This window comes from Pseudomonas sp. ML96, from assembly GCF_000761545.1.
Classification (GTDB): Bacteria; Pseudomonadota; Gammaproteobacteria; order Pseudomonadales; family Pseudomonadaceae; genus Aquipseudomonas.
Genome location: NZ_JPMY01000010.1, coordinates 240,360 through 255,166, shown reverse-complemented (window position 1 = coordinate 255,166; position 14,807 = coordinate 240,360). Strand labels below are relative to the sequence as shown.

The 14,807-nt window shown below is 63.9% G+C and carries 14 protein-coding genes; 11 read left to right on the top strand and 3 right to left on the bottom strand.

Annotation, left to right across the window (positions count from 1 at the left end; genetic code table 11):
• A complete protein-coding gene (locus IP89_RS07855; RefSeq protein ID WP_043308823.1) occupies positions 1–765 on the top strand; it encodes an FCD domain-containing protein in 765 nt (254 codons plus the stop codon).
• Between the two features lie 29 nt (positions 766–794).
• Here IP89_RS07855 and smpB read toward each other — a convergent pair whose 3' ends face one another.
• Positions 795–1,286 carry an SsrA-binding protein SmpB gene (gene smpB / locus IP89_RS07850; protein WP_043308822.1) on the bottom strand — a complete coding sequence of 164 codons (492 nt, stop codon included), beginning with the start codon at positions 1,284–1,286 and terminating at the stop codon, positions 795–797.
• 129 nt (positions 1,287–1,415) lie between these two features.
• On the opposite strand from smpB, the gene IP89_RS07845 reads away from it, so the two are divergent.
• Both IP89_RS07845 and IP89_RS07840 read left to right on the top strand, forming a co-directional pair.
• Positions 1,416–1,850 (top strand): type II toxin-antitoxin system RatA family toxin, encoded by a 435-nt coding sequence (locus IP89_RS07845; protein ID WP_043308821.1) that lies wholly within the window; start codon positions 1,416–1,418, stop codon positions 1,848–1,850.
• The gene (locus tag IP89_RS07840; RefSeq protein WP_043308820.1) at positions 1,843–2,148 is read left to right on the top strand and encodes an RnfH family protein; all 306 of its coding nucleotides are present in this window, start codon (positions 1,843–1,845) and stop codon (positions 2,146–2,148) included. Before IP89_RS07845 ends, IP89_RS07840 begins: the two co-directional genes overlap by 8 nt.
• Positions 2,149–2,201: 53 nt before the next feature.
• On the opposite strand, the gene IP89_RS07835 is transcribed toward IP89_RS07840, so the two are convergent.
• Positions 2,202–2,720, bottom strand: a complete 519-nt coding sequence (locus tag IP89_RS07835; protein ID WP_043308819.1) for an outer membrane protein assembly factor BamE — start codon at positions 2,718–2,720, stop codon at positions 2,202–2,204.
• 97 nt (positions 2,721–2,817) lie between these two features.
• Between IP89_RS07835 and fur the strand changes: the two genes are divergently transcribed.
• Positions 2,818–3,228, top strand: coding sequence for a ferric iron uptake transcriptional regulator (fur, locus tag IP89_RS07830; protein ID WP_043308818.1), 411 nt, complete (start codon positions 2,818–2,820; stop codon positions 3,226–3,228).
• Positions 3,229–3,291: 63 nt separating this feature from the next.
• Here fur and recN read toward each other — a convergent pair whose 3' ends face one another.
• Entirely contained in the window at positions 3,292–4,962 is a 1,671-nt protein-coding gene (gene recN, locus IP89_RS07825; RefSeq protein WP_043308817.1) for a DNA repair protein RecN, read from the bottom strand.
• 92 nt (positions 4,963–5,054) lie between these two features.
• On the opposite strand from recN, the gene grpE reads away from it, so the two are divergent.
• The 7 genes from grpE (at position 5,055) to greA (ending at position 14,807) form a co-directional block, all read left to right on the top strand.
• Positions 5,055–5,678, top strand: a complete 624-nt coding sequence (gene grpE, locus IP89_RS07820) for a nucleotide exchange factor GrpE (protein ID WP_256203122.1) — start codon at positions 5,055–5,057, stop codon at positions 5,676–5,678.
• A 100-nt stretch (positions 5,679–5,778) separates the two neighbouring features.
• A complete protein-coding gene (gene dnaK, locus IP89_RS07815) occupies positions 5,779–7,695 on the top strand; it encodes a molecular chaperone DnaK (protein WP_043308815.1) in 1,917 nt (638 codons plus the stop codon).
• A gap of 114 nt (positions 7,696–7,809) precedes the next feature.
• Positions 7,810–8,940: a molecular chaperone DnaJ gene (gene dnaJ / locus IP89_RS07810; protein ID WP_043308814.1), complete on the top strand. Its 1,131-nt coding sequence runs from the start codon at positions 7,810–7,812 to the stop codon at positions 8,938–8,940.
• A gap of 10 nt (positions 8,941–8,950) precedes the next feature.
• Complete coding sequence (dapB, locus tag IP89_RS07805; RefSeq protein ID WP_043308813.1) at positions 8,951–9,754, top strand: 4-hydroxy-tetrahydrodipicolinate reductase; 804 nt, start codon at positions 8,951–8,953, stop codon at positions 9,752–9,754.
• A gap of 185 nt (positions 9,755–9,939) precedes the next feature.
• Positions 9,940–11,076 carry a glutamine-hydrolyzing carbamoyl-phosphate synthase small subunit gene (gene carA / locus IP89_RS07800; RefSeq protein WP_043308812.1) on the top strand — a complete coding sequence of 379 codons (1,137 nt, stop codon included), beginning with the start codon at positions 9,940–9,942 and terminating at the stop codon, positions 11,074–11,076.
• 36 nt (positions 11,077–11,112) lie between these two features.
• A complete protein-coding gene (gene carB / locus IP89_RS07795) occupies positions 11,113–14,334 on the top strand; it encodes a carbamoyl-phosphate synthase large subunit (protein ID WP_043308811.1) in 3,222 nt (1,073 codons plus the stop codon).
• The gene (greA, locus tag IP89_RS07790) at positions 14,331–14,807 is read left to right on the top strand and encodes a transcription elongation factor GreA (protein ID WP_043308810.1); all 477 of its coding nucleotides are present in this window, start codon (positions 14,331–14,333) and stop codon (positions 14,805–14,807) included. Before carB ends, greA begins: the two co-directional genes overlap by 4 nt.

The following is a 14,807-nucleotide window of genomic DNA, read 5'->3' as shown; positions in this document are numbered from 1 at the left end:
ATGACATTCGGTCAGGTGCGGCAGCGCCGCCTGTCGGACGACATCGTCAGTCAGCTCGAATCGATGATCCTCGAGGGCACGCTCAAGCCGGGCGAGCGCCTGCCGGCGGAGCGGGTACTGGCCGAGCAGTTCGGCGTGTCACGCCCGTCGCTGCGCGAGGCGATCCAGAAGCTGGCGGCCAAGGGCCTGCTGGTCAGTCGCCAGGGTGGCGGCAACTATGTGGCGGCCGAGCTGGGCTCGACCTTCAGTGACCCGCTGCTGCATCTGCTGGAGAGCAATCCGGATGCGCAGCGCGACCTGCTGGAGTTCCGCCATACGCTGGAGGGCTCCTGCGCCTTCTATGCGGCGCAGCGTGCCACGCCGGTCGATCACGAGCGCCTGCAGGCCGCCTTCGACGAGCTGCAGCGCTGCTATGCGCCGAACAGCAAGGCCAGTCGGGCGGAGGAGGGCGCGGCTGACGCGCGCTTCCATCTGGCCATTGCCGAGGCCAGTCACAACGCAGTACTGCTGCACACCATTCGCGGCCTGTTCGACCTGCTCAAGCACAACGTGGTGACCAATATCGGCGGCATGTACCTGCAGCGCAGCGAGACCCGCGACCAGTTGCGCGAGCAGCACCAGGCGCTGTTCGAGGCGATCATCGGGCGCCGCGCCGAGGAGGCTCGGGAGCTGTCGCACCGGCACATTCATTACGTGCAGGAAGTGCTGGAGGAGGCGCAGCAGGAGGCCAAGCGCCTGGCCAGGTCGCAGCGCCGAGGTTTCTAGCGGGCAGAAGAAAGGGCGCCTTAGCGCCCTTAGTCGTCCTGATTGCCTTTGCCCTTGGTGCGCATGGCACGCTGGACCTCGCGGTCGGCATCCCGCTCTTTCTCGGTATGGCGCTTGTCGAAATCCTTCTTGCCCTTGGCCAGGGCGATTTCGCACTTGATCAGGTGCGCCTTCCAGTAGATCGACAGGGCCACGCAGGTGTAGCCCTTCTGCTGCACCGAGCCGAACAGCTTGTCCAGCTCGCGCTTGTTCAGCAGCAGCTTGCGGGTGCGCGTCGGGTCGGCGATGACGTGGGTGCTGGCAGTCTTCAGTGGGGTGATGTGGCAACCCATCAGCCAGGCTTCGTCATCCTTGAGCAGGATGTAGCTGTCTACCAGCTGCGCCTTGCCGGCGCGCAGGCTCTTCACTTCCCAGCCGGACAGGACCAGGCCGGCCTCGAACTTGTGTTCGATGAAGTAATCGTGCAGCGCCTTTTTGTTCAGCGCGATGGTCCCGGTGGGGTGTTTCTTCTGCTTGGCCATAGGGCGCGCATTATAGGGAGTCGATGCGCCCGTGGCGACAGGTGCGCTTGAGGGGGCAAGTCGAATTCCGCACAATGCGCGCTCCGTGGCGCCGGCAGGCCGGTGCAGCAGTTCAGGAACCCAAGACTGATGAGCACCCGCATTCAACGCTCGGCCCTGTTGCCCTACCCGGCGCAGGCCCTCTACGACCTGGTCAACGACGTGGCCAGTTACCCGCAGTTTCTGCCCTGGTGCGCGGCGTCCGAGGTGCTGGAAGCCAGCGAGAGCGAGATGCGCGCGACCCTGACCGTGGCCAAGGGCGGCGTCAGTCAGCAGTTCACCACCTGCAACCAGCTAGTGCCGGGCAAGTCCATCGAGATGCGTCTGGAAAGCGGCCCGTTCTCCCAGTTGCATGGCCTGTGGGAGTTCAAGGCGCTGGGCGACAAGGCCTGCAAGATCAGCCTGGACCTGACCTTCGATTACGCCGGTGCGCTGGTCAAGGCGACGCTCGGTCCGCTGTTCACCCAGGCCGCCAACACCATGGTCGACGCCTTCTGCCAGCGGGCCAAGCAGCTCAATGGCTGAGATCGTGGTCGAGGTGGTGTACGCCCTGGCCGGCGAGCAGAAGCTGCTGAGCCTGAGCGTCCCGCCCGGCACCACGGCGCGCGAGGCGGCGCTGCGTTCGGCGCTGCACGAGCATTTTCCCGGTCTCGACCTGGCCAGCGCTGCGCTGGGCATTTTCGGCAAGGCGCTGGCCAAGCCGGAAGAGCGTGTGCTGGAAGCGGGTGAGCGAGTGGAGATCTACCGACCGCTGCTGGCTGACCCCAAGGAAGTGCGCAAGGCGCGGGCAGCCAAGGCCAGGGCGGCGCAGCAGGGCGAGTAATCGAGCAGACATGAAAAAGCCCGGCATTGGCCGGGCTTTTTTCTGCGCCGCGCTTATTGCGGCTGCGGGTCCAGCGGCTCCGGAATCGGCACCGGAATCGGCTCGGCGGAGTCGACTTCGTTCTGGATCTGCTCCAGCAGCGAGCCCGGCTTGGCTGGCTCTTCGGCCTGCGGTTGCGGCTGGCTCTGCGGAGTGGTGGTGTCGGTGTCTTCGCCGAGGATTTCTTGGTCGCGGCTGACGCCCGGCATGAAGTCGCCGGCCAGGCCGATCAGTTGATCATTGGCGTCGAACTCCAGGCTGATGCGCTCTTGGTAGCGCTGACGACCGCCCGGCTGGATGCTGTACAGGTAATCCCAGCGCTTGGCGTGGAAAGTGTCGGTGATCATGGGGTTGCCCATGATAAACCGCACTTGTCGCTGGGTCATTCCAGGCTTCAACTGGTCTATCATGTCCTGCGTAACGACATTGCCCTGCTGGATGTCGATTTTGTAAACCCCGGGAAACGAACAGCCGGCGAGTGCGAGCAGACCCACGAGGGTGAGGCTGGGCAGCAAGAGCTTGGTGTTTTGCATCGGTGGGTGACTTCCACTATCTTGGCTGGGCAAATTAAACCCCGATCATACCCGCATAAACGGGAGCTGCGAAGCAGCAAGCACGAGAAAGCCGACCATGGTTGAAAACAACGAACTGCGTAAAGCTGGCCTGAAGGTCACCCTGCCGCGCGTGAAGATTCTGCAGATGCTCGACTCGACCGTCTCCGGTCAGCGCCACATGAGTGCCGAAGATGTGTACAAGGCCCTGATGGAGGCCGGCGAAGACGTGGGTCTGGCCACCGTCTACCGCGTCCTGACCCAGTTCGAGGCTGCCGGCCTGGTCGAGCGCCACAACTTCGATGGCGGCCATGCCGTGTTCGAGCTGGCCGATGGCGGCCACCACGACCACATGGTCTGCGTGGATTCCGGTGAGGTGATCGAGTTCTTCGATCCGGAGATCGAGAAGCTGCAGAAAGAAATCGTCAAGCAGCACGGTTTCGAGCTGGTCGATCACAATCTGGTGCTGTACGTGCGCAAGAAGAAGTAAGCACAATCCAGCCCAGATAAAGAAAAGGCGCCCCATGGGGCGCCTTTTTCGTTGCGGGATGGTTCAGGCCTGGGCCTTGGTCACCATCTTGCGCGCGTGGGCCAGGGACTCCTCGGTGAGGTCGACACCGCCGAGCATGCGCGCGATCTCTTCCACGCGGCCTTCCGGTGCCAGGTTGGCCACCGCCGTCTGCGTGCTGTCCTTGCCGCGCGCCTTGTGCACGAACAGGTGCTGGTGACCCTGGGCCGCGACTTGCGGCAGGTGGGTCACGGTCAACACCTGGCCGCGCTCGCCGAGGCGACGCAGCAGCTGACCGACCACTTCGGCGGTGGGGCCGCCGATGCCGACGTCGACTTCGTCGAACACCAGGGTCGGCACCCGCGAGGTCTGTGCGGTGATCACCTGGATGGCCAGGCTGATACGCGACAGCTCGCCACCCGAAGCGACCTTGGCCAGGGATTTCAGCGGCTGACCGGGGTTGGCGCTGACCAGGAACTCCACCTGCTCCAGGCCTTGGGGCTGTGGTTCGTCGCTGCTGCCGCTGAATAGTTCGATATTGAAGCGCCCGCCGGGCATGCCCAGCGCCTGCATTTCTTCCTGCACTGCGGCGGCCAGGCGGGTGGCAGCTTGCTGGCGCAGGGTGCTCAGCTCTCCGGCCTTGTCCTGGTAGTGGCGGGAGTAGGCGGCCAGCTCCTCGCCCAGGCGCTCGACCGCCTCGTCGTCGGCGTTCAGGCCTTCCAGTTCTTCCAGCAGGCGCTGCTGCAGTTCGCCCAGTTCGAAGGGTTGCACGCGGTGCTTGCGCGCCAGGCCGTAGATGGCGTCCAGGCGCTCTTCGAGGAACTGCTGGCGCTGCGGGTCGGCGTCGAAGTGATCGATGAAGCGGTTCAGTTCACCGACGGCTTCTTCCACCTGAATCTGCGCGCTGGCCAGCAGGTTGGTGGCCTCGCCCAGAGCGGGTTGATCGGCGAAGCCGCCGAGGCGGTTGAGGCTGGCGGTGAGGGCTGACAGCACGTTGCCGGCGTCGCTTTCGCTGCACAGCTCGAGCACCTGGCGACAGGCACCGAGCAACTGCTCGGAATTGCTCAGGGCCTTGTGTTCCTGCTCCAGCTGCTCCAGCTCGTTGTCGCCCAGGGCCAGGTTTTCCAGCTCTTCCAGCTGGTAGCTGAGCAACTGGTGACGGGCGCGCTGCTCATCGCCAGTCGAGGACAGGCGCTGCAGTTCCTGGCGGGTCTGGCGCCAGCGCTGCGCGGCTAGCTGCACCTGGCGCGCCAGCTCCTGGCTGCCGGCGTACTCGTCGAGCAGACGGCGATGGGTGTCGGGTTTGAGCAGCGACTGGTGTTCGTGCTGGCTGTGGATATCGATCAGCAGCTCGCCCAGAGCCTTGAGGTCACCGAGCGGGCAGGGCGCGCCATTGATGTAGCCGCGCGAGCGGCCTTCGCTGGTGATGACGCGGCGCAGGATGCACGGTCCGTCGTTGTCCAGGTCGCGCTCGGCCAGCCAGGCGCGGGCCTCGGCGATGTCTTCCAGGTCGAAGCTGGCGAGGATGTCGGCTTTGTCCGCTCCGGGCCGCACCACGCCGCTGTCGGCGCGGTCGCCGAGGGCCAGGCCGAGCGCGTCGAGCATGATCGACTTGCCGGCGCCGGTCTCGCCGGTGATCACCGACATGCCGCGCTGCAGTTCGAGATCCAGGTGTTCGACGATGGCGTAGTTGTGAACGGACAGGTGCACCAGCATGGAGAGCGCTCCCAAAAGTTTGTGCTGGCTATTTATACAGTGTTTTGTTTTGTCTGGGCAATAACCCTTGAAACCCTGTGCTCGGCCCCCATATAGGTGAACAGAAGCGCGGGTCAGAACCCGCCAAGCAATCACAGGAGGACCCAATGGCAGACGAACAGAACCTGGATACGGCAACCGCAGAAGAGCAACTGGCAGGCGTAGCGCCCGCTGGCGACGAGCTGGCTGCCCGTGTGCAGACCCTCGAAGAGCAGCTGGCCGCCGCCCAGGATCAATCCCTGCGCATGGCCGCCGACCTGCAGAACGTGCGCCGCCGCGCCGAGCAGGATGTGGAAAAGGCGCACAAGTTCGCCCTGGAAAAATTCGCCAACGACCTGCTGCCGGTAGTCGACAGCCTGGAGCGCGGCCTGGAACTGACCAGTGCCAGCGACGAATCGAGCAAGGCGATCCGCGAAGGCATGGAACTGACCCTCAAGCTGTTCCACGACACCCTCAAGCGTTACCAGCTGGAGGCGGTCGATCCGCACGGCACGCCGTTCAATCCGGAGCACCACCAGGCCATGGCCATGGAAGAGAGCACCCACGTCGAGCCGAATACCGTGCTCAAGGTGTTCCAGAAGGGCTATCTGCTCAGCGGCCGTCTGCTGCGCCCGGCCATGGTCGTGGTGAGCAAGGCGCCGATCGCGCCGCCGCCGTCCATCGACGAGCAGGCTTGAAATCCGGGCGATCAGCCCCATCTGTTAGATCAAGCGTTTATTTGCTGCCGCAGCCACTGAAGCAGGGCTGCGGAGAATCCAAAGTTTCGGGAGAAAGAATATGGGCAAAATCATCGGTATCGACCTGGGGACTACCAACTCCTGCGTCGCAGTTCTGGAAAACGGTAACGTCAAGGTCATCGAAAACGCCGAAGGTGCGCGCACCACGCCGTCGATCATCGCCTACACCAATGATGGCGAGATCCTCGCTGGCCAGTCCGCCAAGCGTCAGGCCGTGACCAACCCGCACAACACCCTGTATGCGGTGAAGCGCCTGATCGGCCGTCGCTTCGATGAAGACGTCGTGCAGAAAGACATCAAGATGGTCCCGTACAAGATCGCCAAGGCCGACAACGGTGACGCCTGGGTGGAAGTGAAGGGCCAGAAAATGGCACCGCCGCAAATCTCCGCGGAAGTGCTGAAGAAGATGAAGAAGACCGCCGAAGACTACCTCGGCGAGCCAGTGACCGAGGCGGTCATCACCGTTCCGGCCTACTTCAACGACAGCCAGCGCCAGGCTACCAAAGACGCCGGCCGCATCGCCGGTCTCGAGGTCAAGCGCATCATCAACGAGCCGACCGCGGCTGCGCTGGCCTACGGCATGGACAAGGCCAAGGGCGACCACACCGTGATCGTCTATGACCTGGGCGGCGGTACCTTCGACGTGTCGGTGATCGAGATCGCCGAAGTCGATGGCGAGCACCAGTTCGAAGTACTGGCCACCAACGGTGACACCTTCCTCGGTGGTGAGGACTTCGACATTCGCCTGATCGACTACCTCGTCGACGAATTCAAGAAAGAGTCCGGCATCGACCTGAAGGGCGATCCGCTGGCCATGCAGCGTCTGAAAGAGGCTGCCGAGAAGGCCAAGATCGAGCTGTCGTCCGCGCAGCAGACCGACGTCAACCTGCCGTACATCACTGCCGATGCGACCGGTCCGAAGCACCTCAATGTGAAGATTTCCCGCGCCAAGCTGGAAGCCCTGGTTGAAGAGCTGGTCACCCGTACCATCGAGCCGTGCCGCATCGCGCTGAAGGACTCCGGTCTGGACGTTGGCAGCATCGACGAAGTGATTCTGGTTGGCGGTCAGACCCGCATGCCGCTGGTACAGCAGAAAGTTGCCGAGTTCTTCGGCAAGGAAGCGCGCAAGGACGTCAACCCGGACGAAGCCGTGGCCATCGGTGCTGCGATTCAGGGCGCCGTGCTGGCTGGTGACGTGAAAGACGTACTGCTGCTCGACGTTTCCCCGCTGACCCTGGGTATCGAAACCATGGGTGGCGTGATGACCGCGCTGATCGAGAAGAACACCACCATCCCGACCAAGAAGTCGCAGGTGTTCTCCACCGCCGACGACAACCAGGGCGCCGTGACCATTCACGTGCTGCAGGGCGAGCGCAAGCAAGCCGCGCAGAACAAGTCGCTGGGCAAGTTCGACCTGGCCGAGATCCCGCCGGCTCCGCGTGGCGTGCCGCAGATTGAAGTGACCTTCGACATCGACGCCAACGGCATCCTGCATGTCGGCGCCAAAGACAAGGCCACCGGCAAGCAGCAGTCCATCGTGATCAAGGCCAACTCCGGCCTGTCCGATGACGAGATCGAGCGCATGGTGCGTGATGCCGAGGCCAACGCCGAGGAAGACCGCAAGTTCGAGGAGCTGGCCGCGGCCCGCAACCAGGGCGACGGTCTGGTGCACGCCACTCGCAAGATGATCACCGAGGCTGGCGACAAGGCCACTGCCGACGAGAAGGCGGCGATCGAGAAGGCCATTGGCGAGCTGGAAGTTGCGCTGAAGGGCGACGACAAGGAGGCCATCGAGGCCAAGATCAACGCCCTGTCCGAGGCCACCACTCCGCTGGCGCAGAAGATGTACGCCGAGCAGCCGCAGCCGGGCGCTGCCGCCCAGGGCGCGGATGATGCCAAGGACGCCGGTGACGACGTGGTCGACGCCGAGTTCGAAGAGGTCAAGGACAACAAGTAAGCCCCGCTTACTGAGGTGCCAGCCAGCCGCCCATGCGGCTGGCGATTCTCCGCGCGGGGGCTTGCTCCCGCGTTGGCGTGTCTGGAGCCTGTGAATCAGAGGTATTGAGGATTTATGGCCAAACGTGACTTTTACGAAGTGCTCGGTGTGGAGCGCGGCGCCAGCGAGGCGGACCTGAAGAAGGCCTATCGCCGCCTGGCGATGAAGTACCACCCGGACCGCAATCCGGACGACAAGGCCGCGGAAGAGAAATTCAAGGAGGCCAACGAGGCCTATGAAGTGCTCTCCGATGCCGGCAAGCGCTCGGCCTACGACCAGTACGGCCATGCGGGCGTCGATCCGCAGATGGGCGGCGGCGGTGCCGGCGGCTTCGGTGGCGCCAACTTCTCCGACATCTTCGGTGATGTGTTCAGCGATTTCTTCGGCGGCGGCGGTCGTGGCGGCTCGCGTGGCGGCGCTCAGCGCGGCTCGGACCTGCGCTACACCCTCGAGCTGGATCTGGAAGAGGCGGTGCGCGGCACCACCGTGACCATCCGTGTGCCGACCCTGGTCGGCTGCAAGACCTGCGATGGCTCGGGTGCCAAGAAGGGCACCAGCCCGGTGACCTGTACCACCTGCGGCGGCATCGGTCAGGTGCGCATGCAGCAGGGCTTCTTCTCAGTGCAGCAGACCTGCCCGCGCTGCCACGGCAGCGGCAAGATGATCACCGACCCCTGTGGTTCGTGCCACGGCCAGGGCCGAGTGGAAGAGAGCAAGACCCTGTCGGTCAAGGTGCCTGCGGGCGTCGATACCGGCGACCGCATTCGCCTGACCGGCGAGGGCGAGGCGGGCTCCCATGGTGGCCCGGCCGGCGACCTCTACGTGGTGGTCAACGTGCGCGAGCACCCGATCTTCCAGCGTGACGGCAAGCACCTGTACTGCGAAGTGCCGATCAGCTTCGCCGACGCGGCGCTGGGCGGCGAGCTGGAAGTGCCGACCCTGGATGGCCGGGTCAAGCTGAAGATTCCGGAAGGCACCCAGACCGGCAAGCTGTTCCGCCTGCGCGGCAAGGGCGTGGCGCCGGTGCGTGGTGGCGGTGCTGGTGACCTGCTGTGCAAGGTGGCGGTGGAAACCCCGGTCAACCTGGACAAGCGTCAGCGCGAGCTGCTGGAAGAGTTCCGCAAGTCGCTGGAAGGTGACAGCTCCCACTCGCCCAAGGCCAGCGGCTGGTTCGATGGCATGAAGCGCTTCTTCGGCGATATCTAAGGAGTCGGCTATGCGACGTATTGCAGTGATGGGCGCCGCCGGGCGCATGGGCAAGATCCTCATCGAGGCGGTCGGTCAGGCGCAAGGCGCGCAGCTGACCGCTGCCATTGATCGTCCGGACAGCAGCCTGATCGGCGCCGATGCCGGCGAGCTGGCGGCGCTGGGCAAGATCGGCGTGACCCTGGCGGGTGACCTGAATGCGGTGCTGGATCAGTTCGATGTGCTGATCGACTTCACCCATCCCTCGGTGACCCTGAAGAACCTGGAAATCTGCCGCCAGGCGGGCAAGGCCATGGTCATCGGCACCACCGGCTTCTCGCCGGAGGAGAAGCAGCTGCTGAGCGAGGCGGCCAAGCAGATCCCGATCGTCTTCGCTGCCAACTACAGCGTCGGCGTCAATCTGTGCCTGAAGCTGCTGGATACCGCCGCCCGTGTGCTGGGCGATGATGTCGATATCGAGATCATCGAGGCGCACCACCGGCACAAGGTCGACGCGCCGTCCGGTACCGCGCTGCGTATGGGCGAAGTGGTGGCCAATGCCCTGGGGCGTGATCTGCAGAAAGTCGCGGTCTACGGCCGCGAAGGCCAGACCGGCGCCCGCGAGCGCGAGACCATCGGCTTCGCCACCGTGCGTGCCGGTGATGTGGTCGGCGATCACACTGTGCTGTTCGCTGCCGACGGCGAGCGCGTGGAGATCACCCACAAGGCCTCCAGTCGCATGACCTTCGCCAAGGGTGCGGTGCGCGCGGCGCTCTGGCTGCAGGCGCAGCCGGCCGGTCTTTATGACATGCAGGACGTGCTGGGTCTGAACTGAAATACCTTTTCGGTCCATGCAATTGCTGGACCGAAAAGGGCTTTTCCTGTAAGCTGCCCGCTTTAGTGTGTCCACTAAAAGTAACGCAGAATGAATCAGATAAAGAAGCGGGGTGACGGTCAATACGTCATCCCGCTTTTTTACAACCTGCGTTTGAACAAGCAGCAGATCTAAGGGAGGTCTTCTTGACTAAGCCAGCCATACTCGCACTCGCCGACGGCAGCATTTTTCGCGGCGAAGCCATTGGTGCCGATGGCCATACCATTGGTGAGGTGGTGTTCAACACCGCCATGACCGGCTATCAGGAAATCCTCACCGATCCTTCCTATGCCCAGCAGATTGTTACCCTGACCTACCCGCACATCGGCAACACCGGCACCACGCCGGAAGACGCCGAATCCAACCGCGTGTGGGCCGCCGGCCTGATCATTCGCGACCTGCCGCTGATCTCCAGCAACTGGCGCGACAAGCAGCCGCTGGACGAGTACCTGAAAGAGAACGGTACCGTCGCCATCGCCGGCATCGACACCCGTCGCCTGACCCGCATCCTGCGTGAGAAGGGTTCGCAGAACGGCTGCATCCTGGCCGGCGAAGACGCCACCGAGGAGAAAGCCCTGGAACTGGCGCGCAGCTTCCCCGGCCTGAAAGGCATGGACCTGGCCAAGGTGGTCAGCTGCACCGAGCGCTACGAGTGGCGCACCAGCGTGTGGAACCTGAAGAGCGACAGCCACCCGGAAATCGCTGCCAGCGAGCTGCCTTACCACGTGGTCGCCTACGACTACGGGGTCAAGACCAACATCCTGCGCATGCTGGTCGAGCGCGGCTGCCGCCTGACCGTGGTGCCGGCGCAGACTCCGGCCAAGGACGTGCTGGCGCTGAACCCGGACGGCGTGTTCCTCTCCAACGGCCCTGGTGACCCCGAGCCGTGCGACTACGCCATCGCTGCGATCAAGGAAGTGCTGCAGACCGAGATTCCGGTCTTCGGCATCTGCCTCGGCCACCAGCTGCTGGCCCTGGCCTCCGGCGCCAAGACCGTGAAGATGGGCACCGGTCACCACGGCGCCAACCACCCGGTTCAGGATCTGGATTCCGGCGTGGTGATGATCACCAGTCAGAACCACGGTTTCGCCGTGGACGAGCCGAGCCTGCCGGCCAACCTGCGCGCTACCCACAAGTCGCTGTTCGACGGCACCCTGCAGGGTATCGAGCGTACCGACAAGGACGCCTTCAGCTTCCAGGGTCACCCGGAAGCCAGCCCAGGCCCGCACGACGTCGCCCCGCTGTTCGACCGCTTCATCGAAGCCATGGCCAAGCGCCGCTAAGCCACGCCGACTGACCCAAGGATTCGAGTAAGAACCATGCCAAAACGTACAGACATCAAAAGCATCCTGATCCTCGGCGCCGGCCCCATCGTCATCGGCCAGGCCTGCGAGTTCGACTACTCCGGCGCCCAGGCCTGCAAGGCCCTGAAGGAAGAAGGCTTCCGCGTCATCCTGGTGAACTCCAACCCGGCCACCATCATGACCGACCCGGCCATGGCCGACGCCACCTACATCGAGCCGATCAAGTGGGCCACCGTGGCCAAGATCATCGAGAAGGAGCGTCCGGATGCGCTGCTGCCGACCATGGGTGGCCAGACCGCGCTGAACTGCGCGCTGGACCTGGAAAAGCACGGCATCCTGGAGAAATTCGGCGTCGAGATGATCGGCGCCAACGCCGACACCATCGACAAGGCCGAAGACCGTTCGCGCTTCGACAAGGCGATGAAAGACATCGGCCTGGCCTGCCCGGTTTCCGGCATCGCGCACAACATGGAAGAAGCCTACGGCGTGCTGGAGAAGGTCGGCTTCCCCTGCATCATCCGTCCGTCCTTCACCATGGGCGGCACCGGCGGCGGCATCGCCTACAACCGTGAAGAGTTCGAAGAGATCTGCGCTCGCGGCCTGGATCTGTCGCCGACCAGCGAGCTGCTGATCGATGAATCGCTGATCGGCTGGAAGGAATACGAGATGGAGGTGGTCCGCGACAAGAAGGACAACTGCATCATCGTCTGCTCCATCGAGAACTTCGACCCTATGGGCGTGCACACCGGTGATTCGATCACCGTTGCTCCGGCCCAGACCCTGACCGACAAGGAATACCAGATCCTGCGTAACGCCTCCCTGGCGGTGCTGCGCGAGATCGGCGTGGAAACCGGCGGCTCCAACGTGCAGTTCGGCATCTGCCCGAACACTGGTCGCATGGTCGTCATCGAGATGAACCCGCGCGTGTCGCGTTCCTCGGCCCTGGCCTCCAAGGCCACCGGCTTCCCGATTGCCAAGATCGCTGCCAAGCTGGCCGTGGGTTACACCCTCGACGAGCTGCAGAACGACATCACCGGCGGTCGCACCCCGGCATCGTTCGAGCCGGCCATCGACTACGTCGTGACCAAGATCCCGCGCTTCGCCTTCGAGAAGTTCCCGAAAGCCGACGCTCGCCTGACCACCCAGATGAAGTCCGTCGGTGAAGTCATGGCCATCGGCCGCACCTTCCAGGAGTCCATGCAGAAAGCCCTGCGCGGCCTGGAAGTCGGCGTCGCCGGTTTCGACGAGAAACTCGACCTGAACGACCCGGAAGCCGAGAGCACCCTGCGTCGCGAACTGACCGTGCCGAGCGCCGACCGCGTCTGGTACGTGGCCGACGCCTTCCGCGCCGGCAAGACCGTCGCCGAAGTGTTCGACCTGACTCGCATTGACGAGTGGTTCCTGGTGCAGATCGAAGACTTGGTCAAGGACGAGGAGCGCATCAAGACTCTGGCTCTGTCGGCCATCGACCGTGACCTGATGTTCAAGCTCAAGCGCAAAGGCTTCTCCGACATCCGTCTGGCCAAGCTGCTGGGCGTGACCGAGAAGACCCTGCGCAGCCACCGCCATAAGCTGAAAGTGCTGCCGGTGTACAAGCGCGTCGACACCTGCGCCGCCGAGTTCGCCACCGACACCGCCTACATGTACTCGACCTACGAGGAAGAGTGCGAGGCCAACCCGAGCGGCCGCGACAAGATCATGATCCTCGGCGGCGGCCCCAACCGTATCGGCCAGGGCATCGAGTTCGACTACTGCTGCGTGCACGCCGCGCTGGCCATGCGTGAAGACGGTTACGAGACCATCATGGTCAACTGCAACCCGGAAACCGTCTCCACCGACTACGACACTTCCGACCGCCTGTACTTCGAGCCGGTGACCCTGGAAGACGTGCTGGAAATCGTCCGCGTCGAGCAGCCGAAAGGCGTGATCGTGCAGTACGGCGGGCAGACCCCGCTGAAACTCTGCCGCGCCCTGGAAGAAGCTGGTGTGCCGATCATCGGTACCTCGCCGGACGCCATCGACCGCGCCGAAGACCGCGAGCGCTTCCAGCAGATGGTGCAGCGTCTGAACCTGCGCCAGCCGGCCAACGCCACCGCGCGCAGCGAAGATGAGGCCCTGGCTCTGTCCAAGGCCATCGGCTACCCGATGGTGGTGCGCCCGTCCTACGTACTGGGCGGCCGCGCGATGGAAATCGTCTACCAGGAAGAAGAGCTCAAGCGCTACATGCGCGAAGCGGTGAAAGTGTCCAACGACAGCCCGGTGCTGCTGGACCGCTTCCTCAACTGCGCCATCGAAGTCGACATCGATGCGGTGTGCGACGGCGAGACCGTGGTGATCGGCGCGATCATGCAGCACATCGAACAGGCCGGCGTGCACTCCGGTGACTCCGCCTGCTCGCTGCCGCCGTACTCGCTGCCGGCGCACATCCAGGACGAGATCCGCGACCAGGTCAAGAAAATGGCTCTGGAGCTCGGCGTGGTCGGTCTGATGAACGTGCAGATGGCTGTGCAGGGCGAGGACATCTACGTCATCGAAGTGAACCCGCGCGCCTCGCGTACCGTGCCATTCGTCTCCAAGTGCGTCGGCGAGTCGCTGGCCAAGGTGGCTGCCCGCGTCATGGCGGGCAAGTCGCTGGCCGAAGCTGGCTACGCCGAGGAAGTGATTCCGCCGTACTTCAGCGTCAAGGAAGCGGTGTTCCCGTTCGCCAAGTTCCCTGGCGTCGACCCGATCCTCGGCCCAGAAATGAAATCCACCGGTGAAGTGATGGGTGTCGGCGACAGCTTCGGCGAGGCCTTCGCCAAGGCGCAGCTGGGTGCCAGCGAAATCCTGCCGAACTCCGGTTGCGCCTTCATCAGCGTGCGCGAAGACGACAAGGCGCAGGCCGTCGAGGTCGCGCGCGATCTGGTCAGCCTGGGCTTCGAAGTGGTCGCCACCGCCGGTACCGCCAAGGTGATCGAGGCCGCCGGTCTACCGGTGCGTCGCGTGAACAAGGTGACCGAGGGTCGTCCGCACGTGGTCGACATGATCAAAAATGACGAAGTCACCCTGATCATCAACACCACCGAAGGCCGTCAGTCCATCGCTGACTCCTACTCCATCCGTCGTAACGCCCTGCAGCACAAGATCTACTGCACCACCACCATCGCGGCTGGTCAGGCGATCTGCGAAGCGCTCAAGTTCGGTCCCGAGAAGACCGTGCGCCGCCTGCAGGATCTGCATGCAGGAATCAAGGCATGAACAAGTACCCCATGACCGTCCAGGGCGCTCGCGCCCTGGAGGACGAGCTGGCTCACCTGACCAAGGTGGTGCGTCCCAAGCTCAGCCAGGACATCGGCGAGGCGCGCGAACTGGGCGACCTCAAGGAAAACGCCGAATACCATGCTGCCCGCGAACAGCAGGGCATGGTCGAGGCGCGTATCCGTGACATCGAGGGCCGCCTGCAACATGCAGTGGTCATCGACGTCACCAGCATCGCCCACACCGGCAAGGTGATCTTCGGCACTACCGTGGATATCGCCAACTGCGAGACCGACGAGACCGTGACCTACCAAATCGTTGGTGAGGACGAGGCCGATATCAAGATCGGTAAGCTGTCGGTCAGCTCGCCCATCGCCCGTGCCCTGGTGGGCAAGGAAGAGGGTGACGTGGTGGCGGTGAAGACCCCCAGCGGTCTGGTCGAGTACGAGATTGTCGAAGTCCGCCATATTTAA

Bases quoted from the DNA above. Each gene is read 5' to 3' on its own strand.
- smpB (WP_043308822.1), bottom strand. From the start codon at position 1,286: ATGGCCAAGCAGAAGAAACACCCCACCGGGACCATCGCGCTGAACAAA.
- carB (WP_043308811.1), top strand. From the start codon at position 11,113: ATGCCAAAACGTACAGACATCAAAAGCATCCTGATCCTCGGCGCCGGC.
- dapB (WP_043308813.1), top strand. From the start codon at position 8,951: ATGCGACGTATTGCAGTGATGGGCGCCGCCGGGCGCATGGGCAAGATC.
- recN (WP_043308817.1), bottom strand. From the start codon at position 4,962: ATGCTGGTGCACCTGTCCGTTCACAACTACGCCATCGTCGAACACCTG.
- dnaJ (WP_043308814.1), top strand. From the start codon at position 7,810: ATGGCCAAACGTGACTTTTACGAAGTGCTCGGTGTGGAGCGCGGCGCC.
- IP89_RS07845 (WP_043308821.1), top strand. From the start codon at position 1,416: ATGAGCACCCGCATTCAACGCTCGGCCCTGTTGCCCTACCCGGCGCAG.
- IP89_RS07835 (WP_043308819.1), bottom strand. From the start codon at position 2,720: ATGCAAAACACCAAGCTCTTGCTGCCCAGCCTCACCCTCGTGGGTCTG.
- greA (WP_043308810.1), top strand. From the start codon at position 14,331: ATGAACAAGTACCCCATGACCGTCCAGGGCGCTCGCGCCCTGGAGGAC.
- IP89_RS07840 (WP_043308820.1), top strand. From the start codon at position 1,843: ATGGCTGAGATCGTGGTCGAGGTGGTGTACGCCCTGGCCGGCGAGCAG.
- IP89_RS07855 (WP_043308823.1), top strand. From the start codon at position 1: ATGACATTCGGTCAGGTGCGGCAGCGCCGCCTGTCGGACGACATCGTC.
- fur (WP_043308818.1), top strand. From the start codon at position 2,818: ATGGTTGAAAACAACGAACTGCGTAAAGCTGGCCTGAAGGTCACCCTG.
- dnaK (WP_043308815.1), top strand. From the start codon at position 5,779: ATGGGCAAAATCATCGGTATCGACCTGGGGACTACCAACTCCTGCGTC.